At 66.7% G+C, this 19,293-nt stretch carries 15 protein-coding genes; 11 read left to right on the top strand and 4 right to left on the bottom strand.

All coding sequences use genetic code 11. From position 1 onward, the window contains the following. Positions 1 to 24 precede the first annotated feature (24 nt). From AB0876_RS17490 to AB0876_RS17480, 3 genes are all read left to right on the top strand, one after another. Positions 25 to 894, top strand: coding sequence for a MaoC family dehydratase (locus tag AB0876_RS17490; protein ID WP_055109688.1), 870 nt, complete (start codon positions 25 to 27; stop codon positions 892 to 894). Between the two features lie 114 nt (positions 895 to 1,008). Continuing rightward, the gene (locus tag AB0876_RS17485; RefSeq protein ID WP_491839287.1) at positions 1,009 to 1,899 is read left to right on the top strand and encodes a universal stress protein; all 891 of its coding nucleotides are present in this window, start codon (positions 1,009 to 1,011) and stop codon (positions 1,897 to 1,899) included. Then, the gene (locus AB0876_RS17480; RefSeq protein WP_526042489.1) at positions 1,896 to 3,452 is read left to right on the top strand and encodes an amino acid permease; all 1,557 of its coding nucleotides are present in this window, start codon (positions 1,896 to 1,898) and stop codon (positions 3,450 to 3,452) included. The genes AB0876_RS17485 and AB0876_RS17480 overlap by 4 nt, the downstream gene beginning before the upstream one ends. Positions 3,453 to 3,481: 29 nt before the next feature. Here the strand turns inward: AB0876_RS17480 and AB0876_RS17475 are convergent, their stop codons facing one another. Beyond that, positions 3,482 to 4,483, bottom strand: coding sequence for a hypothetical protein (locus AB0876_RS17475; protein WP_526042488.1), 1,002 nt, complete (start codon positions 4,481 to 4,483; stop codon positions 3,482 to 3,484). 141 nt (positions 4,484 to 4,624) lie between these two features. Here AB0876_RS17475 and AB0876_RS17470 point away from each other — a divergent pair, with 141 nt between their 5' ends. Then, positions 4,625 to 7,909 carry a DNA polymerase III subunit alpha gene (locus AB0876_RS17470; protein WP_526042487.1) on the top strand — a complete coding sequence of 1,095 codons (3,285 nt, stop codon included), beginning with the start codon at positions 4,625 to 4,627 and terminating at the stop codon, positions 7,907 to 7,909. 17 nt (positions 7,910 to 7,926) lie between these two features. On the opposite strand, the gene AB0876_RS17465 is transcribed toward AB0876_RS17470, so the two are convergent. Beyond that, positions 7,927 to 8,856, bottom strand: a complete 930-nt coding sequence (locus AB0876_RS17465; RefSeq protein WP_526042486.1) for a hypothetical protein — start codon at positions 8,854 to 8,856, stop codon at positions 7,927 to 7,929. A gap of 306 nt (positions 8,857 to 9,162) precedes the next feature. Here AB0876_RS17465 and AB0876_RS17460 point away from each other — a divergent pair, with 306 nt between their 5' ends. After that, positions 9,163 to 9,735, top strand: coding sequence for a hypothetical protein (locus tag AB0876_RS17460; protein WP_064880189.1), 573 nt, complete (start codon positions 9,163 to 9,165; stop codon positions 9,733 to 9,735). A 146-nt stretch (positions 9,736 to 9,881) separates the two neighbouring features. After that, a complete protein-coding gene (locus tag AB0876_RS17455; protein WP_526042485.1) occupies positions 9,882 to 10,535 on the top strand; it encodes a nitroreductase family protein in 654 nt (217 codons plus the stop codon). A gap of 111 nt (positions 10,536 to 10,646) precedes the next feature. Here AB0876_RS17455 and AB0876_RS17450 read toward each other — a convergent pair whose 3' ends face one another. After that, positions 10,647 to 11,111, bottom strand: coding sequence for a tRNA (cytidine(34)-2'-O)-methyltransferase (locus AB0876_RS17450; RefSeq protein WP_491838066.1), 465 nt, complete (start codon positions 11,109 to 11,111; stop codon positions 10,647 to 10,649). Positions 11,112 to 11,442: 331 nt separating this feature from the next. Here AB0876_RS17450 and AB0876_RS17445 point away from each other — a divergent pair, with 331 nt between their 5' ends. Genes AB0876_RS17445 through AB0876_RS17425 form a run of 5 tightly spaced genes read left to right on the top strand, consistent with a single transcriptional unit; the run spans position 11,443 to position 16,405 of the window. After that, positions 11,443 to 14,442: a HAMP domain-containing sensor histidine kinase gene (locus AB0876_RS17445; protein WP_526042484.1), complete on the top strand. Its 3,000-nt coding sequence runs from the start codon at positions 11,443 to 11,445 to the stop codon at positions 14,440 to 14,442. Beyond that, on the top strand, positions 14,439 to 14,846 hold the full coding sequence (locus tag AB0876_RS17440) for a roadblock/LC7 domain-containing protein (RefSeq protein WP_019346515.1): 408 nt from the start codon (positions 14,439 to 14,441) through the stop codon (positions 14,844 to 14,846). Before AB0876_RS17445 ends, AB0876_RS17440 begins: the two co-directional genes overlap by 4 nt. A 34-nt stretch (positions 14,847 to 14,880) precedes the next feature. Next, positions 14,881 to 15,246, top strand: a complete 366-nt coding sequence (locus tag AB0876_RS17435; RefSeq protein ID WP_082448780.1) for a DUF742 domain-containing protein — start codon at positions 14,881 to 14,883, stop codon at positions 15,244 to 15,246. Beyond that, positions 15,227 to 15,838 (top strand): GTP-binding protein, encoded by a 612-nt coding sequence (locus AB0876_RS17430; RefSeq protein WP_526042483.1) that lies wholly within the window; start codon positions 15,227 to 15,229, stop codon positions 15,836 to 15,838. Before AB0876_RS17435 ends, AB0876_RS17430 begins: the two co-directional genes overlap by 20 nt. 3 nt (positions 15,839 to 15,841) lie before the next feature. Continuing rightward, the gene (locus AB0876_RS17425; protein WP_418020357.1) at positions 15,842 to 16,405 is read left to right on the top strand and encodes a pentapeptide repeat-containing protein; all 564 of its coding nucleotides are present in this window, start codon (positions 15,842 to 15,844) and stop codon (positions 16,403 to 16,405) included. A 182-nt stretch (positions 16,406 to 16,587) separates the two neighbouring features. Here the strand turns inward: AB0876_RS17425 and AB0876_RS17420 are convergent, their stop codons facing one another. Continuing rightward, positions 16,588 to 19,251 carry an FHA domain-containing protein gene (locus tag AB0876_RS17420; RefSeq protein ID WP_491838068.1) on the bottom strand — a complete coding sequence of 888 codons (2,664 nt, stop codon included), beginning with the start codon at positions 19,249 to 19,251 and terminating at the stop codon, positions 16,588 to 16,590. Between the last annotated feature and the right edge of the window lie 42 nt (positions 19,252 to 19,293).

The following is a 19,293-nucleotide window of genomic DNA, read 5'->3' as shown; positions in this document are numbered from 1 at the left end:
ACTGAACCGCTATCGTCGGCACGCATGCCCCTCAATCCGGACGCCATTGGCGAGACAACCGATCCGATTCCGTTCGACTGGACCGACCGCGACACCCTGCTGTACGCCATCGGCGTGGGCGCGGGTACCGACGACCTCGCCTTCACCACCGAGAACAGTCACGAGATCGAACAGCAGGTGTTGCCGACCTATGCGGTGATCGCCTGCTCGGCTTTCCCTGCAGCACTCAAGATCGGCACGTTCAACTTCGGCATGCTTCTGCACGGCTCCCAGGAGATCCGGCTGCACCGGCCACTGCCCCCGGCCGGGAAGCTCAGTGTGGTCTCCGAGGTCGTCGACATCCAGGACAAGGGTGAGGGTAAGAACGCGGTGGTCATGCTCAAGGGCATCGGCACCGATCCGGCCAGCGGCGAGGTGGTCGCCGAAACCCTTACCACCGTGGTGATTCGGGGTGAAGGCGGGTTCGGTGGGCAGCAGGGGCAACGTCCCGTGGCGCCGCAGATTCCCGATCGCGACGCGGACGCCCAGGTGGCGTTGCCCACCCGCGAGGATCAGGCGCTGATCTATCGACTCTCTGGGGACCGCAACCCGCTGCACAGCGATCCGTGGTTCGCGAAGAATCTGGCCGGGTTCCCGAAGCCGATCCTGCACGGTCTGTGCACCTACGGGGTGGCCGGGCGGGCGCTGGTCGCCGAACTCGGTGGCGGCGACGCCACGAAGGTCCATGCCGTGGCAGCGCGGTTCAGCTCTCCGGTGTTCCCGGGGGAGACGCTGACGACGTCGATCTGGCGCACCGAACCGGGGCGGGCCGTGTTCCGTACCGAGGCCGCCGGGCCCGACGGTGCCGATGCCCGGCTCGTGCTGGAGGACGGTGTCGCCGAGTATTCCGACTGATCTGGCAGGCGCGGCAATTTCGTAGAAGCGGCTGCACACCGCGTGGTGGATTGACAGGATCGAACCACTGAGGTCGCACGGCGGTGCGGGGATGGGCGGTGGCAGATGACGCAGGTGAACCTGGTCGTTGGGTATCTGGCCACTCCCGGTGGCGCCGACGCGCTGGCGTTGGCAGTTCGGTTCGCCCGAACGCTGGCCGCCGAGGTTCACGTCTGCATCGTGCTGCCACCCGACAACGCGCCGCCGGGCACCGTTCCCAAGGGCGGCTACGAGGAAGTCCTGGCCGAGCAGGCGCAGGGTTGGCTGGACGATGCCCTGGGCCTGGTGCCCGACGACGTTGTGGCTCACACGCATCTGAGCTTCGACGAGTCGTTCACCGACGGTCTGATCCGCGAAGCACTGCGTCTCCAGGCGATCGCGATCGTGGTCGGCGGTGCAGGTGGCGGGTTGGTCGGCAGCTACTCGCTGGGGTCGGTGGTCAACGAGTTGTTGCACGCCTCGCCGGTGCCGGTTGCGGTGGCGCCCCGCGGAACGCGCGATTCGAAGATCGAACGGGTGCATGAGATCACGTGTGCCATCGGTCAGCGTCAAGGTTCGGATCTGTTGCTCGCCACCGCGGTACGGGCCAGCCGGGCCGCGGATATCCCGCTGCGGTTGGTGTCGCTGGTTGCGCTCGATCCGACCTTCGGCTCGCTGCGCGGCGACAGTGAAGCCGTGCGAGCCCACGCGCTCGCGCACGCCGAACGGACTTTGGAGGCCGCCAGAAATGAACTGCCTGCGGATTTTCCGGTGTCCTCGACCATCGTGACCGGGCCCAGCGTCGAGGCCGCCGTCGAACAGTTGGGGTGGGATGACGGCGACATCATCATGGTCGGATCCAGTCGGCTCAGCGCGCCGCGACGGATCTTCCTCGGTTCCACGGCGGCCAAGATGTTGCGGGTGTTGGACGTGCCCATGGTGGTTGTGCCCCGGGATGAACTGAAAGACGGCGAGGATCACTCATGACCGAGTCCGCATCGGAATCCGCGTCGCATCAGAAGCTCGAAGCCGCCGAGCACTCTGCCGGGCTGGTCTCCAAGGGTCTGGCCGCGGGCAAGGTCGGCACCTTCTCCGGTGCGATCCTCGGCATCTCATGTGTGGCACCCGGATACACGCTGACTGCGAGCATCGGGTTGATCGTCGCGGCCGTCGGACTCAAGATGCCCGCGATCTTCATCGCCGGGTTCATCCCGATGTTCCTGACCGCCTACGCCTATCGTGAGCTGAACTCGCGCGCACCCGACTGCGGGGCGTCGTTCACGTGGTCCACCAAGGCATTCGGCCCGTATGTCGGCTGGATGTGTGGGTGGGGCATGGTGGTCGCGTCCATCATCGTGCTGTCCAACCTCGCCGCCATCGCGGTGGAGTTCTTCTATCTGTTCATCGCTCGGATCACCAACCACCCGTCGATCGCCGAGCTCGCCGACAACAAGGCCATCAACATCATCACCACGCTGGTGTTCCTGGTCATCGCGACTCTGGTCGCCAGTCGTGGCATCACCACCAGTGAACGCGTGCAGTACGTACTGGTCGGATTCCAGATGGTGGTGCTGCTGGCGTTCGCGGTGATGGCGTTCGTGCACGTGAGCCGCGGCGATGCGCCGGCCGGGCTGTCGTTCGACCTGGACTGGTTCAATCCGTTCAACGGACTTGCGTTGAGCGCCTTCGTGGTTGGGGTAACCGGGTCGATCTTCGCCTTCTGGGGTTGGGACACCTGCCTGACCCTGGGGGAGGAGTCCAAAGATCCGACGAAGGTGCCGGGCCGGGCCGGGCTGCTGTGCGTCCTGTCCATCCTGGCGACGTATCTGCTGATCGCTGTCGCGGTCATGATGTATGCCGGCGTCGGGGAAACCGATCTCGGGCTGGGCAATCCGGACAATGCCGAAAACGTGTTCGCCGCGTTGGCGGATCCGGTGCTCGGTACCTATGCCGGGCCGCTGCTGTTCCTGGCGATCCTGGCTTCGTCGGTGGCCAGCCTGCAGACCACGTTCCTGCCCGCCGCACGGGCGATGCTGGCGATGGGCGCCTACAAGGCGTTCCCGCCGCGTTTCGCCGAGGTCAGCCCGCGCTATCTGGTGCCGGTGTTCGCGACCGTCACCGCCGGGGTGGTCACCGGGGTGTTCTACACCGTGGTGAGCCTGCTCTCGGAGAGTGCGCTGCTGGATACCATTGCCGCCCTTGGCATCATGATCTGCTGGTACTACGGCATCACCGCGTTTGCATGTGTCTGGTTCTTCCGCCGTGAGCTGTTCGACAACGCCCACAACATGGTGTTCAAGTTCCTGTTCCCGCTGCTCGGCGGAATCGTGCTGGCCGCGGTGTTCGTGATCTCGATCAAGGAGAGCATGGACCCGGAGAACGCCAGCGGCGCGGCGATCGGCGGCATCGGCCTGGTGTTCTTCATCGGCTTCGGCGTGCTGATCCTCGGTGCCGTGCTGATGATGGTCTGGCGGTCTCGCAGTCCAGAGTTCTTCCGGGGCGAAACCCTGCGGTACGACACGCCTTCACTCGTGGAGTAGGGCCCACCCGGGCGCGGTGAAGGTGTGGCTCAGCCGGCCGCGCCGCCGATGCCGGAGTTGCCCTTGTTGTGTGCCAGCTCGAATGGATCGAGGAGATCCCAGACCGTGGTCACGGCCTGGACCTTGAGTTCGGCGCCGGGCTCCTCCAGGTTGATCAAGTCGGCGATGATGTCGTAGCCGTAGTACACCGCCGAACCCGGCGGCGTGGTCTTGATCAGCTCGTTGATGATGGTCTGCCGGGCATCCCGCGCGGCCGGATCGTCACCCAGCGCCGGTGCCAGGCTGGGCAGAATCTTGCTGATCGGGATCACCGCATTCACCCACGGCACGATCTGGGTGCCCCGGTAGATCTGCTCGGTCGCCTCGCGCACAAGCGGTTTGAGCTCGTTCGGCGCGGCGCCCATCAACGCATCCCGCAGATTCAGGATCTCGGGGGGAATGTCTTTCGGTTCGGGATCATTGTCGCGCAGCGGGTTGGGGTCCCACGGCGTAGCTGCCTGGTCCTGGACCGCGGCGACCTTCGGGGCGACCGAGGTTTTGCTCGTCGGCTGCGCGACTGTTTCGGTATCCGGCTTTTCCTCCACCACGGGCGCCGGCTTGGGAGCTGCGGCCTGCTTGGGGGAGAACAGGTCCTTGAGCTTGGCGACCTCGCCGGCCTCGAACTCCTCGGCAGTGGGCTTCGGTTTGGGCGCGGCGGCCACCGGTTTGGCGGACTTGACGGTGTCAGTGACCTGGGCAGCGGCTTTCTCGATCTTGCCGGCGCGCTTCTCGAGGTTGTCCCTGACGCTTTCTTTGACCTTGGACAACGGGACCTTGGACAACGGCTTGGGGCGCTTGACCTCGCCGGCCTTGGCGATACCGCGCTTGGGTCCGGCGTTGACGTGCTGGGATGTGCTGCCGGTCGACTCCTTGGAGGCACCATCCGTCGAATCAGCGTGAGCAGTGCCCTGGCCGGCCACGGCGATCGCCGCGCCGACTCCCGCCGCCACCGCGACACCACCGACGTAGCCGATGTATTTCGTTGACGCCATTGCCGTCCTTTCACAGCCGATCCCCAGCCCAGAGGCATCGTAGGGGGCGACGACGTGATCGGCATCTCTTGGGTTGTATCGGGCTACACCCGTTGCCGCACACCCATGAGATATCGAACAGACGTTCGATATACTGGCGAGGTGGGTTGGCATAACGGGCCGCCGAGCTGGTCGGAGATGGAGCGGGTGCTTACCGGCAAGCCCCGCCGTTCCGGCCTGCCATTGGAGCCCGTCGGCGACGGCGGGGACAGCCCGGCCTGGTCGCGCAAACGCGGTAGCTATCAGCCACCCGGGGTTTCCCGCACACCCGGCTCAGTGCCGTACGCCGAGCTGCACACGCACAGCGCCTACAGCTTCCTCGACGGTGCGAGTACGCCGGAGGAGTTGGTCGAGGAGGCGGCCCGGCTGAACCTGCGGGCGATCGCGCTGACCGATCACGACGGGCTCTACGGAGTGGTCCGGTTCGCCGAGGCGGCCCGGGAACTGGACGTGTCCACGGTGTTCGGCGCGGAGCTGTCGCTGGGGAACGTTCCCCGTACCGAGGATCCGGACCCGCCCGGTCCGCATCTGCTGGTGCTGGCCCGCGGGCCGGAGGGGTATCGGCGGTTGTCTCGCGAGATCGCCAAGGCGCACCTGGCCGGTGGCGAGAAGGGTAAGCCCCGCTACGACTTCGACGGGCTCACCGAGGCTGCCGGTGGGCACTGGCACATTCTCACGGGCTGTCGCAAAGGTCATGTCCGCCAGGCGCTCTCGGAAGGTGGTCCGGACGCTGCCGCCGCTGCGCTGGCGGATCTGGTGGACCGGTTCGGGGTCGACCGGGTCAGCATCGAACTCACCCATCATGGCCATCCGTGTGACGACGAACGCAATGCCGTCCTGGCCGGGCTGGCGTCGAGGTTCGGGATACCGGTGGTGGCCACCACCGGTGCGCACTTCGCGGCACCCGACCGGGGCCGGCTGGCCATGGCGATGGCGGCGATCCGGGCCCGCAACTCGATGGACACCGCGGCGGGCTGGCTGGCCCCGCTCGGCGGGTCCCACCTGCGTTCGGGGGAGGAGATGGCCCAGCGGTTCGGTACTGAGATCGTTTCGGCGGCAGTCGATCTCGGTGAGCAGTGTGCCTTCGGCCTGGCGCTCATCGCTCCGCAGCTGCCGCCGTTCGACATCCCGGCCGGGCATACCGAGGACAGTTGGCTGCGGCATCTGGTCATGGCGGGAGCGGCCGAACGCTACGGGCCCGTCGACAGCGCGAAAAAGGCCTATGCGCAGATAGAACACGAGTTGCGCATTATCGAGCAGTTGAAGTTTCCCGGCTATTTCCTGGTGGTGCACGACATCACCCGGTTCTGCCGGGACAACGACATCCTGTGTCAGGGTAGGGGATCGGCGGCCAACTCGGCGGTCTGCTACGCGCTCAAGGTCACCAACGTCGACCCGATCGCCAACGAGCTGCTGTTCGAACGGTTTCTGTCTCCGGCTCGCGACGGGCCGCCCGATATCGACATCGATATCGAATCGGACTTGCGCGAGAACGTTATCCAGTACGTCTACGAGCGTTACGGCCGTGACTACGCCGCCCAGGTCGCCAACGTCATCACCTACCGCGGACGCAGTGCGGTCCGCGACATGGCCAGGGCGTTGGGCTTTTCCCAGGGTCAGCAGGACGCCTGGAGCAAGCAACTCAGCCGGTGGAACGGGCGTCCGGACTCGCCGGAGGCGGAAGACATCCCGCAACCGGTGATCGAGCTGGCCACCCAGATCGCCAATCTGCCCCGGCACCTCGGCATCCACTCGGGCGGCATGGTGATCTGTGACCGCCCGATCGCCGACGTGTGCCCGGTGGAGTGGGCCCGCATGGCCAACCGCAGCGTGTTGCAGTGGGACAAGGATGACTGTGCGGCAATAGGTTTGGTGAAGTTCGATCTGCTCGGCCTCGGCATGCTCTCGGCGCTGCACTACGCCATCGACCTGTTGGCCGAGCACAAGGGCATCGTCGTCGACCTGGCCAAGCTGGATCTGTCCGAACCGGCGGTCTACGAGATGTTGCAGAAGGCCGACTCGGTAGGGGTGTTCCAGGTCGAGTCCCGCGCGCAGATGGCCACCCTGCCCCGGCTCAAGCCGCGGGAGTTCTACGACCTGGTGGTCGAGGTGGCGCTGATCCGGCCGGGCCCGATCCAGGGTGGCTCGGTGCATCCGTACATCCGTCGCCGCAACGGTATGGAGCCCGTCACCTACGACCATCCGTCGATGGAGTCCGCGCTGCGCAAGACGCTGGGCATCCCGTTGTTCCAGGAGCAGCTCATGCAATTGGCAGTCGACTGTGCGGGTTTCACCGCGGCCGAGGCCGACCAGCTGCGCCGGGCGATGGGTTCCAAACGCTCCACCGAGAAGATGCGGCGGCTACGCAGCCGGTTCTACGACGGCATGCGGGAGCTTCACGGGATCACCGGCGATGTGGCCGAGCAGATCTACGAGAAGCTGGAAGCGTTCGCCAATTTCGGCTTCCCGGAAAGCCATTCGTTGAGTTTCGCGTCGCTCGTCTTCTATTCGTCGTGGTTCAAGCTGCACCATCCGGCGGCGTTCTGCGCGGCCCTGCTGCGGGCTCAGCCGATGGGGTTCTACTCGCCGCAGTCCCTGGTTGCCGACGCCCGTCGGCACGGGGTGGTGGTGCACGGCCCTGACGTCAACGCATCCCTGGCCTACGCGACGTGCGAGAACCTCGGCATGGACGTGCGGTTGGGGCTGGGCAGTGTCCGCCACATCGGTGACGAGTTGGCGGGGCGGTTGGTCGATGAGCGAGATGCCAACGGGCCGTTCACCACCCTGATCGACCTGACCAGCCGGGTGCAGCTGTCGGTGCCGCAGACCGAGGCGCTGGCCACCGCCGGTGCGCTGGGTTGTTTCGGGATCAGCAGGCGCGAGGCGCTGTGGGCGGCAGGTGCGGCGGCCACCCAGCGGCCAGACCGGCTGCCGGGGGTGGGCTCTTCCTCGCACGTGCCGCCGCTACCCGGGATGAGTGCGCTGGAGCTGTCGGCCGCTGATGTGTGGGCCACCGGTGTCTCACCGGACAGTTACCCCACCCAGTACCTGCGCGCCGACCTCGACGCCCTCGGCGTGATTCCCGCCGACAAGTTGCTGGAGGTCGTCGACGGGACCCGAATCCTGGTTGCCGGGGCGGTGACTCACCGCCAGCGCCCGGCGACCGCGCAGGGGGTGACGTTCATGAACCTGGAAGACGAGACCGGGATGGTCAATGTGCTGTGTGCACCGGGGGTGTGGGCGCGCTACCGCAAGCTGGCGCAGACGGCACCGGCGCTGGTGGTCCGCGGCATCGTGCAGAACGCCAGTGGTGCGGTCACCGTGATCGCCGACCGGATGGGGCCGGTCGAGCTGAGGGTCGGCTCGCGGTCGCGAGACTTCCGCTGAGGGCCGAGGATCGGCGCTCAGACCGACGGGTCGATGACCGGGTCGACGGCCGGACCGGCGCTGCCTTCCAGCCCGGTCCGCAGCAGCGACCAGGCCAGCCGCCGCGCGGCGGTGGCCCGCTCGTGCAGGAGATGCTGGACGGCCGGGATGGGGTTGGTCTCCGGGGTCCGGCCCTCGACCACATCGGCGTGCAGATCCTCGGCGACCTGGATCGCCATCAGCACCGCGTCGTTGACCCGGTTGAGCGCATCCTGCAGGCGGTCGTCCTGGCTGAGCAGGTGGGCGTTGTCGAGCTCGACCGAAACGTCGCTCACCACCTGGCTGATCTGCCCGAAGAGCGCGTTCATCGCGGCTTCCCGTTCGGCGCGGTCCGGGTTGCGCAGCTGCGTCGCGCCTTCGGTCCACAGCGTTGCGAGCATCCGGGTGTGTGCACCCACCGCGCGGGACACCTCGATCATTGCCTGCTTCTGCAGTTGTTCCAGCAGGTTGTTGCGCTCGATGCGCGCGAGTTCGTGCTGGGCCACCAGTTCGGCGTGGTGCAGTTTCTGCTGCGACTCCATCTGGGCCCGATGCCATTTCTGGGTCAGGGCGAGTTCCAGCGCCGAGCGCTCGTCGGCGGCCGCCAGCTCATGGCGCAGCCGCTCGTCGGCCCGGGCGATGTCGTTCTTGGCCTGACGCTGGATGGTGAGGGTCAGCCACATCGTCACCATCACGACGACGAAGACGACGGCACCGAAGAACCACTCGGCCTTACTGCCGGACGCTCCCGGGCCGAACACCAGATAACCGACGATCGCCAGGCCGGTCAGGCCGCCGCACACCAGCCATCCCTTGTTCGCCTTGGTGTCGACCGACATCGCCTTGGGGGCGGTGGCTTGACCCACCACAGCCACCCGCATCGGCTCGGTCACCTCGCCCACCTGGTCGTAGTCCGGCGGGGCACCCACTGAAGACTCAGCGGCCCTTGTCGATTCAGTTAGTCCGGCCATGTCGACCTCCCGTCGGCCAAGCCTGCCACCGTGCCGACGTTCAGAGTAAGGCCACCCTCGGCGCCGCGTGCTACCGGCCGGTGGCACCCGCACTCGCATACCCTGTTTCTCGTCATTCTTCAAGTGCCCCTAGCGATGACGTGCCGCTCCGAAACCGCTAGTGTCATCGGCGTGCTCACCGTGAGCGGCGGAGAATCGGACCCGATGGTCCGGCAACCGGCCGCCCACTTTCTGTTGATCTTTTCGCTTGAGAATTGAGGGCCCATGGGACAAAACGCGACGCTGGAAGGTGATTCGGCGGTCATCGTCAGTCTGTCGGAGGCGGCGATGCACATGTATTCCGCTGCTATCGACGCACTGCCCTTCCCCGAGGACAAGAAGTTCCACAAGCGCGCCGACGTCGTCCTGTCCGGCCTGCGCAAGCTGCGTGCCTCCCTGGCCGAGGCGGCCAGCAGCAACCGGCCGTCTCCTGCGGTCATCGTGGCGCTCAGCGGGGTTCGCCAGCGGTATGACTCGCTGATGGCCCACGCCGCGTCGGCTCCGGGTTCCTCTCTGGGACAGCAGATCTACGTCACCCGCGTCCACGCCAAGCTGTCGGCTCAGGAAGTCGCCAACGGCGCGGGTCTGCGCGACGGACTGCTCGACGAACTCGAGGCCGGCGCAACGCCGACCGATGCCGAGGCTGCCAAGATCCGCGACACCATCGCCGCGCTCGGCGGGTTGCCCGGCGACGATCACGGCATCCACGCCGTCCCGTCCTCGGTTGACTACGCGTCATCGGACGAGCCGCAGGCCAACGGCTGGGAGCCGGTGCTGGTCTCCGAGAACGCCGGCTGAAAAGCCCGTGCACCGTCGTCGATCAGGCGTCGGCGCGCAACCTCCATCGGTTAGCTGAGTTGTACTGCAGCGCACGATGATTGGAAGCTCCCCAGCAAACTGCTGGGGAGCTTCTCTGGTTCGGCGAACGGTTGTAGTCTCGCGGCATGACAGCCGAACCAGCCCTGAACTTGACCGTTGACGAGCTCCTCACCACTACGCGCTCGGTGCGCAAACGTCTCGACTTCGAGAAGCCGGTCTCGCGCGAGGTGCTCATGGAGTGCCTCGACCTGGCGCTTCAGGCCCCGACCGGGTCGAATGCGCAAGGCTGGCAATGGGTTTTCGTCGAAGACCCGGCAAAGAAAAAGGCCCTGGCTGACATCTACCGGACCAATGCCAACCCGTACCTCGATCAACCGAAGCCGGAGCGCGGCGACATCCGCGACCAGCAGATGGATGCGGTGACTAGTTCCGCTCGGTATCTCACCGACAACTTCGAGAAGGCGCCGGTGCTCATGATCCCGTGCCTTGAGGGCCGTCCCGACGGCGCACCCGCAGGCATGAGCGCATCGTTCTGGGGTTCCCTGCTACCCGCGGTGTGGAGCTTCATGCTGGCGCTGCGGTCGCGGGGTCTTGGGTCGGCCTGGACGACGCTGCACCTGCTCGGCGACGGTGAGAAGCAGGCCGCCGAACTGCTGGGCATCCCGTTCGACCGGTACGCCCAGGCCGGTCTGTTCCCGGTCGCCTACACCGTGGGCACCGATTTCAAGAAGGCCAAGCGCCTTCCCGCCGAGCAGTTCTCGCACTGGGACAGTTGGTGAGTCCGGGCGCCCTGGGGCGCCTGTTGTCCGAGATGAAATTGTGAAGCCGGAGTATGAACACTCTGTGGGATTCGGGCGTGGGTCGCGTGGCGGCCCACGCCCGCGGCGTAACTAGACGCCGCCGGCGAACCCGTGTTGGCGCCAAGCCTCATAGGCGGCGACGGCCGCCGCATTCGACAAATTCAGCGACCGCCTGCCGGCGACCATCGGAATACGCACCTGCGCGGTGATATTGGGATCGGCCAGAGTTTGTGCATCCAGTCCGGTGGGTTCCGGGCCGAACATCAGTACATCGCCGGGTTGATAGGAGACGTCGGTGAACGACGTCGACGCGTGCGCGGTGAAGGCATAGACCCGGGCCGGCATCAGCGCGCGCCACGCCGCGGCCAGGTCGGCGTGCACCGTCACCGATGCCAGGTCGTGGTAGTCCAGGCCGGCCCGGCGCAGCTTGGGTTCGGACAGATCGAAACCCAGCGGCTCGACCAGATGCAGCTCGCATCCGGTGCCCGCCACCATCCGGATCGCATTGCCGGTGTTGGGTGCGATACGGGGAGAAAAGAACATCACCCGGAACATCCGATGATGATCGTATGGCGGCCCGCCCGGTGACGAATCGGGATGCAATTTCATCCGTGAATCAGCCTGCGAATCGGAGCGGGAAATCGGCACGTGTTTGGGCAAGCACATCACTGTTTGCTCGATTACCACACAACTCCGCTACAGCTCGGTCACGAACTCTGTCTGTTCAGTAAGAATTGTGGAAACGCTCGCGAGCTGCTGTCATACTCGTGCAATTGCCAAGGCGTTTGACGCCCGCCCCCGCCTGGGCGGAAACAGCAGGAAGTCTTATGAATCACGCCCCACGAGTAAATTGCGGCCACGCAGCCGGTAGTGCGGTTGGGCGCCGATGACTGCCTTTACGCAGCTGAAACAGGCTGACGGCACCCTCGTCGAATTCTCCCCAGCACCATCGGCTCCGGCCAAGCGCCCTTCGCGCTGGTCGCCGGCCAACTGGCCGGTCACCCGGAAAGTCCTCGCCATCGTCCTCGTGCCACTGATCCTGGCCGCGACGTTCGGTGGCTTGCGCATCTATGCCAGTGCCAGCGCCGCCGGAGATCTCCGGCTGGCCGCCGACCGGGCCGAGTTGATTCCCGGTATCGACGACTACATGGCCGCCATGGAGGGTGTGCTCATCGCAGCTACCGAGGGTGGCGATGGGCAGGCCGCGATGTCCACTTTCAATGACCGGAAATTGGACCTGCAGCAACGTCTGGAAGCCACCGAGGTGGCCGAGGACGTCGGCCAGGCGGTGGGCAGCCTGCTCACCAAGGGGCCGGAACTGGTCGATGCCGTGATGTCGAACTCGATCGACCTCCGTCAGCGCATCCTCAACTACGGCCCGCTGCTGCTGACCGGGGAAGCTGCCATCACCGGTTCGGTGCACAGCAACCAGCAGTCGCTTCAGTCTCAGGTTGAGGCGCTGGCCCGGGCGGTCGGCGCGCGCGGCCAGATGGCCATCCAGCAGATGCTGGTCACTGCGGGCGGTGCCGAGCCGGAACCTCTGCTGCGCACCTCGATGATCACGATGGCCGGTACCGAACCGTCCACAGTCGCGGCACTGACCAAGGTTCTGGGAGGTGGCTCCGAGGAGGCGGCCACACTCCGCGCCGAGATGGTCAAGCGCATGGCGATGATGTCCAACCCGGGCGTTCCGCTCGTCGGTAACCCCGACATGCTGGCGTCGCTGCAGGCGACCGACAAGATCGCCGGGCAGATCATCGAGAACACCACCTCGGCGATTCCGGCCGCGGTCGAGGCTCAGGCCAACGACGCCCGCAACGACGCGATCCGCGACGCGATCCTGGTTGCGACCGCGATCGTCAGCGCCATGGTCATCGTTTTGCTGGTGGCCCGCTCGCTGGTGCGTCCGCTGCGGACCCTTCGGGACAGCGCCCTGCGGGTGGCCCATCAGGATCTGGCCAAGGAGATCGAACGGGTCCGCGCCGGCGGCGAGTTGGTTCCGGTCACCCCGATCCCCGTGCAGACCACCGAAGAGGTCGGCCAGGTGGCCCACGCCGTCGATGAACTGCACGAGCAGGCGGTGTTCCTCGCCGGCGAGCAGGCGCAGCTCCAGTTGCAGGTCTCCGACATGTTCGAGACGTTGTCGCGGCGCAGCCGCTCACTGGTCGATCAGCAGCTGAGCCTCATCGATCAGCTGGAACGCAACGAGGACAACCCGGAGCGCTTGGAGAGCCTGTTCCGGCTCGACCACCTGGCTGCCCGCATGCGCCGAAACGGTGCCAACCTGTTGGTGCTGTCCGGATCCAAGCTGGCCCGCGAGCACAGCCGCCCGGTCCCGCTGGCGACGGTGGTCAACGCAGCGGCCTCGGAGGTGGAGGACTACACGCGCGTCGTCACCGCCTCGGTGGCCGACGTCGAGATTGCCGGTGCCGTAGCCGGCGACTTGATCCACATGCTGGCCGAGCTGCTCGACAACGCGCTGCGCTATTCGCCGCCGATTTCGCAGGTGCGGGTGTCAGCGGTGCACGCCGCCAAGGGTGCGTTGGTGATCGAGGTCAGCGACGTCGGCCTCGGCATGACCGAGGCTGACCTGCGGGTCGCGAACACCCGTCTGCAGTCCGGCGGTGAGGTCAACCCCTACACCGCACGCCACATGGGCCTGTTCGTGGTCGGGCGACTGGCCACCCAGCACGGTTTGGTGGTGCGGCTGCGCAGCACGGTCGCCGAGGAACCGAGCTCGGGCACCACGGCAGGGGTGTACGTCCCGGCCACGCTGTTGGCCCGCGACGGCGGCGACGCCGTCGACGAGCTGCCCTATGGCATGCCCGTCGATGCCCATGCCGGGATCGCCACGGCGTTGTCGTTGGACGCCGATCCCGCCGACGCCTCGATGTTCGGGTCCGGTCTCGACGAGCCTCATGTCAACGGTGCCGATGTTCCGTTCGACCTGCTGCCTCAGCGCAGTCCGGGAGCCAGCGGTATCTCGGAGCTGCCGGGCACGCTGGCCCCCCAACCGGAATCGGAGGCCGAGGAATCGGTTGAAGAGCCCGAGGGCGAACCGGTCAGCGAGTGGCCACAGCAGTGGCCGGTGCATACCGAAGAGAGTGCGGCCCTGGCCAAGGGGCAAGCGGGCGCGGCGGCGGACCTGGGTTCGGATGCAGCGGCGGACGCGGGGGCCGACACCGCGGCCGACGAAGACGCGGAGCCCGGACGACTGTCACCGACCAACACGTCGTCGTTCTTCGCCTCTCGCGGGCAAGCCGCCACGAACGGCGTCAACGGAGTCAACGGCCTCAATGGGGTCAACGGTCTCAACGGCCACAGCGGTCTGAACGGCCACAGTGACCTCAACGGTGTCAACGGTGTGCACGTACCGGATCCCGGCGAGGGAGCGGAAGAACCCGTCGAAGCGGCTCAGGCTCAGGCCGAAAGCGCAGAGGTCGAGGGCGACTCGATCTATCAGTCGATGATTTCGGAATTCGATATCGACCCGACGACGCATGTGCGCAGCGCCGACCTGGATTGGAAAACGGTCTGGGAGAAGGGCTGGTCGGTGGCCGCCGCGGCGCAGGATGCGCCCGTCGAGGAGCACACCGAGGAAGGCCTGCCCATGCGTACGCCGGGTGCCCGTCTGGTGCCGGGTGGTGTCGCTGCCGCGGTCGGGGTGGCCGGCGAGTCCAACGGTCGTCACCGCAACGGTGGAGTACACCGTAACGACGAGGGCTTCGAGACGGTAGCATCGGCAGACGAACCTGACAGCGGCATGTTCGCGGCGTTCAAACCGCGTGACCCCGAGTCTGTCCGTACGAGCACCAGCAACCTTTTCGGGGGCGTGCACGCCGGACGATCGCATGCCCGTGAGACCAGAGGAACCGATAACGAATGACCCGTCCGACGCAGCGCGACTCCCTGGACTGGCTCGTGTCCAAGTTCGCCCGCGAGGTATCCGGGGTGTCCCACGCGGTGCTGGTTTCGGCCGACGGACTGCTGATGGCTGCCAGCGAACACATGCCGGTCGAGCGGGCCGACCAGCTCGCCGCGGTCTCCTCCGGCCTGGCGAGCCTAGCCACCGGTGCCTCCCAGTTGTTCAATGGCGGTCACGTGATGCAGTCGGTGGTCGAGATGGAGAACGGCTACCTGCTGCTGATGCGGGTGGGCGACGGCTCCAACCTGGCCACCCTGACCGCCCCGTCGTGTGACATCGGGCAGGTCGGCTACGAGATGGCCATTCTGGTCGAACGGGTCGGCGCGGTGGTGCAGTCTTCGCGCCGTACGCCGCAACCGTCCTGAGTCCCCGACCCCTTCTGCCCTTCGCGAGGTGCCTGTGGACGAACCGGAAACTACTGACCGTCCGAGTCTGGTGCGGCCGTACACGCTGACGGCCGGCCGCACCGACTCGCGCGTGCACCTTCCGCTGGAAGCGCCGATACAAAAAACCGACACGACACGTGAACCGCGCTGGACTGGGCACGATGTGCGCGCACAGATCGTAGAGTTGTGCACCGGCAGTCCTTCGGTTGCCGAGATTGCCGCTCATTTATCTCTCCCGCTCGGCGTGGCGCGCGTGCTGATCGGGGACTTGGTGACGCAGGGTTATCTACGGGTGGAAGCCACCCTTGATGATTCGGCTAGCTTCGACGAACGCCGCGAATTGATTGGAAGGACCCTGCGTGGCCTACGAGCACTCTGAACCCCGCTCGGCCTCCGGCGGTGGCGCCCCCCGACGTGGGGCCGCCTCGACGAAGATCGTCATTTCTGGCGGGTTCGGGGCAGGGAAGACGACATTCGTCGGCGCGGTCTCCGAGATCATGCCGCTGCGCACAGAAGCGTTGGTCACCAACGTGTCTGAGGGCGTCGACACCCTGGACGGAACCCCGGACAAGCGCACCACGACCGTCGCGATGGACTTCGGCCGCATCACGCTGGACGAGGATCTGGTGCTGTACCTGTTCGGCACACCCGGGCAGCGACGGTTCTGGTTCATGTGGGACGACCTGGTGCGCGGCGCGATCGGCGCCATCATCCTGGTCGACGTGCGCCGCCTGCAGGACAGCTTCGCCGCGGTCGACTTCTTCGAGGCCCGCAAGCTGCCGTTCATCGTCGCGGTGAACGAGTTCGACGACGCGCCAAAGCATCCCACCCAGGCGGTCCGCAAGGCTCTGGCGCTGCCGGAGCACATCCCGGTGGTCGCCGTGGATGCCCGCGACCGCAACTCGGCCAAGGCTGCGCTGATCGCCGTCACCGAGTACTCGTTGACGACGATGTCGGCGTTGCCCGGCTGAGGCGTGGTAGCTGACGAAACCGCCTGGGCGGACAGGGAATTCACTGGCCACGACTTCCGCGAGGAAGATCTGAGCCGGCTGCGCACCGAGCGGGTGGTGTTCACCGAGTGCAATTTCAGCGGTGTCGACATGTCCGAGTCGCAACATTTCGGCTCGGCGTTCCGCAACTGCACGTTTCGCCGCGCCACGCTGTGGCACAGCGAGTTCACCAACTGCAGCCTGCTGGGCTCGGTGTTCACCGAGTGCCGGCTGCGGCCGATCAAGATCGTGGAGTCGGATCTGACGCTGGCCGTGCTGGGCGGCTGCGATCTGCGCGGGGTCGACCTGTCGGACTGCCGGATGCGCGAGGCCAGTCTGGTCGGTGTGGACCTGCGCAAGGCGGTGCTACGGCAGGCGGACCTGACCGGCGCCCGGGTGCAGGACGCCAAGCTCGATGAGGCCGATCTGCGTGGTGCCCGCGTCGACCCCACCTTCTGGACCACTGCGAAACTGCGTGGCGCCAAGATCGACATCTCCCAGGCGCTGGCCTACTCGGCCGCCCACGGTCTCGACGTCCACGGCGGGTAGCGGGGGCTCAGCCGCGGCCTTCCGGCGCCCGCTTTGCCACGCCAGCGTGACCGTCGGCGTCGAGCGTCACGCTAGCGCGGCACCCAAATCCGCTTTGTCACTCCAGAGTGACGCCCGAGCTCGAGCATCACTCCGGAGTGACAAAAGGTGGGCGCGACGAAGGGTTTGGACGCTGGCGAGGGCTAGGCGGATTTCAGCCGGATCCGCCAGCGGACGAACCCGGTGTAGACGATGCAGAGCAGCAACAGGATGCCGATGTTGATCAGCCACACCGACGGGGTGTGCTTCCAGTGCGAGTCGGCGGGCAGCAGCGGTGGCGGCACCAGGCGGGTCAGGTCGATGGTCGATGCCGAGGCCGCGAAGCCCCAGCGCGCCGGGGTGATCCAGGACAACTGATCCAGCACGACGCGGTCGGTCACCGGGATCATGCCGCCGGAGAACACCAGCTGGCTCATCACCGTCACCACCAGTAGCGGCATGATCTGCTCGGCCGAGCGGGCCAGTGCCGACAGCGCGAGCCCGACCATCGCCGAGGCCACACATGTCATCGAGATGTCGATGAACAATTCGAGGTTGCGGCCGCCCAGGAACGCACCTCTGTCGACAGCGCCCGGGCCCCAGCCCTTGCCGAGGATCGTGATCACCGTGACGATGGCGGACTGGATCACCGCGAACACTGCGAAGACTGCGATCTTGGCCATCAGGTACGCCGTCGTCGACAGGCCGACGGCCTGTTCACGACGGAAGATCGCCTGCTCACCGATCAGTGCGCGGATGGTCAGCGCGGTGCCCATGAAGATTGCGCCGACGTTGAGCATCACCAGGATCTGGCCCGCTTCGTTGGGCGCTTCGCCGCCTTGGACGGCCGGCACCGGCAGACCGAACCCGACATCACCGGGCACTGACAACGACAGCACACCCATGATGAACGGCAGCATCAACAGGAACGCGGTGTAGCCGCGGTCGGACACGATCAGCCGGACTTGTCGGCGGGCGATCGTGGACAGCTGGCGGAACAGGCTGGTGTGCGTCGGCTCGCCGAGGCTCTCCGGTTTCTCGGCGGGCGGTTTCGGCGGCGGGGGGCCGTGTTTGGCGAGGTACCGCTGCTTGGCTCCTTCAGGGTCGCCCGCGACGGTGCTGAAGATGTCGGCCCAGTTGGTGGTGCCGAGTTCCTCGCCGATCTCGTCCGGCGGCCCGCAGAACGCGGTCTTCCCGCCCGGCGCCAGCAGCAGCACCTGATCGCACACGTCCAGATACGTGAGGGAGTGCGTGATGACGAGCACGACGCGGCCGGCGTCGGCGAGCTGGCGCAGCATCGTCATGACCTGGCGGTCCAATGCCGGGTCCAGACCCGAGGTCGGTTCGTCGAGGATCAGCAGGGACGGGCCGGTCAGCAGTTCGAGGGCGACCGAGGCGCGTTTGCGCTGCCCACCGGACAGCTTTTCGACCCGGGTGTCGAGATGTTTGGTCATCTCGAGTTCTTCGAGCACCTGCATGACGACCTGTTCGCGGTCGGCTTTGGTGGTGTCCGGCGGCAGTCGCAGCTCGGCGGCGTACATGAGTGCCTGCCGGACGGTGAGCTGACCGTGCACGACATCGTCCTGCGGCACCATACCGATGCGGGATCGCAGCGAGGCGTACTCGGCGTGGACGTCGTGGCCCTCGAACGTGACCGTGCCGCTGGTCGGATGGGTCAGGCCGGCGACCTGTCGGGCGAACGTCGACTTGCCCGCGCCCGACGGACCGATGACGGCGGTCAGCATGCCGGGTCGTGCGTCGAGCGAGATGTTCTCGAGCAGCGTCTTGTTGCCCTCGATCGTCCATGTCAGGGCCCGGACCTCGAGGCCCCCGGTGCGGGTGTCGGCCTCGGTCTCGCTGCGGCGCACGAGGGTGCCGCCGGAGAACACCAGGTCGACGTTGCCGATGGTGACCACGTCGCCGTCGTGCAGGATTGCGGAGTCCACACGGGCGCCGTTGACGAACGTGCCGTTGATGCTGCGTTCGTCGCGGATCGCGGTGCCGCCGGTCATCGGGATCAACGTGGCGTGATGCCGCGAGGCCAGCACATCGGGGATGACGATGTCGTTGTCGGTTTCGCGGCCGATCTTCACCGCGCCTGCCGGGGCCGGGCTGGGGCGTCCTGGGCGCAGGATCTTGAGCATGCTGGTGGCGATGTTGCCGCCGGACTCACTGCTGCCGCGGGCCGAGGCGGCAGCCGGCCCCATCGTCGTCGGCGCGGCGCCCGGGTTCGAGTTGCGAACGGGTGGGGGCTGATAGGCCTGTGGACCGCTGGGGTGGCCGGTCTGCGGGCCACTCGGGTAGCCGGATTGTGGGCCGCTCGGGTAACCGCCCTGTGGACCGCTGGGATACCCACCGGTGGGCGGGGCCGGGTAGCGAGGTTGCGGGCCGGACGAGTAACCGGGCCGCTGGGCCGCGGGTGGCTGGCCGTACTGCTGCCGGCCGGGTGCGGCCTGGGTGGGCCAGGCGCCACTGGGCCGGTTCGCGATCGGTACTGCTGCTGTCGGCGTGCGGCCGACGGACCCCTCCTGGACCCGGCCGACCTCGAAGGTCAGCTGTGGTCCGTCCGGGTTGCCGATGTTGACGACCTGGCCGTCATGGATGTCGAGCGTGGGCACCCGGCGGCCGTTGGCGTACATGCCGTTGAGGCTGCCGTTGTCGATCGCGACCCATCGACCTTGGTCGAAGCGCAGCACCAGGTGGGCACGCGAGATCAGCGGGTGGGCGATGCGGACGTCGGCGCGGAGGTCTCGGCCGATGACGACATCGTTGCCCGGGGCAAAGGTACGGGTCGACCCGTCGTAACGAACGGTCAGCGCAGGGCTCATCGCGCTCAACTCTATCGGTTGTTCTCACCGGGGCTGGGCCGT

It is taken from the genome of Mycobacterium sp. NPDC049093 (assembly GCF_040704635.1).
Taxonomy (GTDB): Bacteria; Actinomycetota; Actinomycetes; order Mycobacteriales; family Mycobacteriaceae; genus Mycobacterium.
The sequence above is the reverse complement of the archived record's forward strand: the minus strand, read 5'-3'. Positions and strand labels throughout refer to the sequence as shown.

Coding starts and splice junctions, on each gene's coding strand:
- AB0876_RS17490 (WP_055109688.1), top strand. CDS start 25: ATGCCCCTCAATCCGGACGCCATTGGCGAGACAACCGATCCGATTCCG.
- AB0876_RS17480 (WP_526042489.1), top strand. CDS start 1,896: ATGACCGAGTCCGCATCGGAATCCGCGTCGCATCAGAAGCTCGAAGCC.
- AB0876_RS17475 (WP_526042488.1), bottom strand. CDS start 4,483: ATGGCGTCAACGAAATACATCGGCTACGTCGGTGGTGTCGCGGTGGCG.
- AB0876_RS17460 (WP_064880189.1), top strand. CDS start 9,163: ATGGGACAAAACGCGACGCTGGAAGGTGATTCGGCGGTCATCGTCAGT.
- AB0876_RS17455 (WP_526042485.1), top strand. CDS start 9,882: ATGACAGCCGAACCAGCCCTGAACTTGACCGTTGACGAGCTCCTCACC.
- AB0876_RS17450 (WP_491838066.1), bottom strand. CDS start 11,111: ATGTTCCGGGTGATGTTCTTTTCTCCCCGTATCGCACCCAACACCGGC.
- AB0876_RS17445 (WP_526042484.1), top strand. CDS start 11,443: ATGACTGCCTTTACGCAGCTGAAACAGGCTGACGGCACCCTCGTCGAA.
- AB0876_RS17440 (WP_019346515.1), top strand. CDS start 14,439: ATGACCCGTCCGACGCAGCGCGACTCCCTGGACTGGCTCGTGTCCAAG.
- AB0876_RS17420 (WP_491838068.1), bottom strand. CDS start 19,251: ATGAGCCCTGCGCTGACCGTTCGTTACGACGGGTCGACCCGTACCTTT.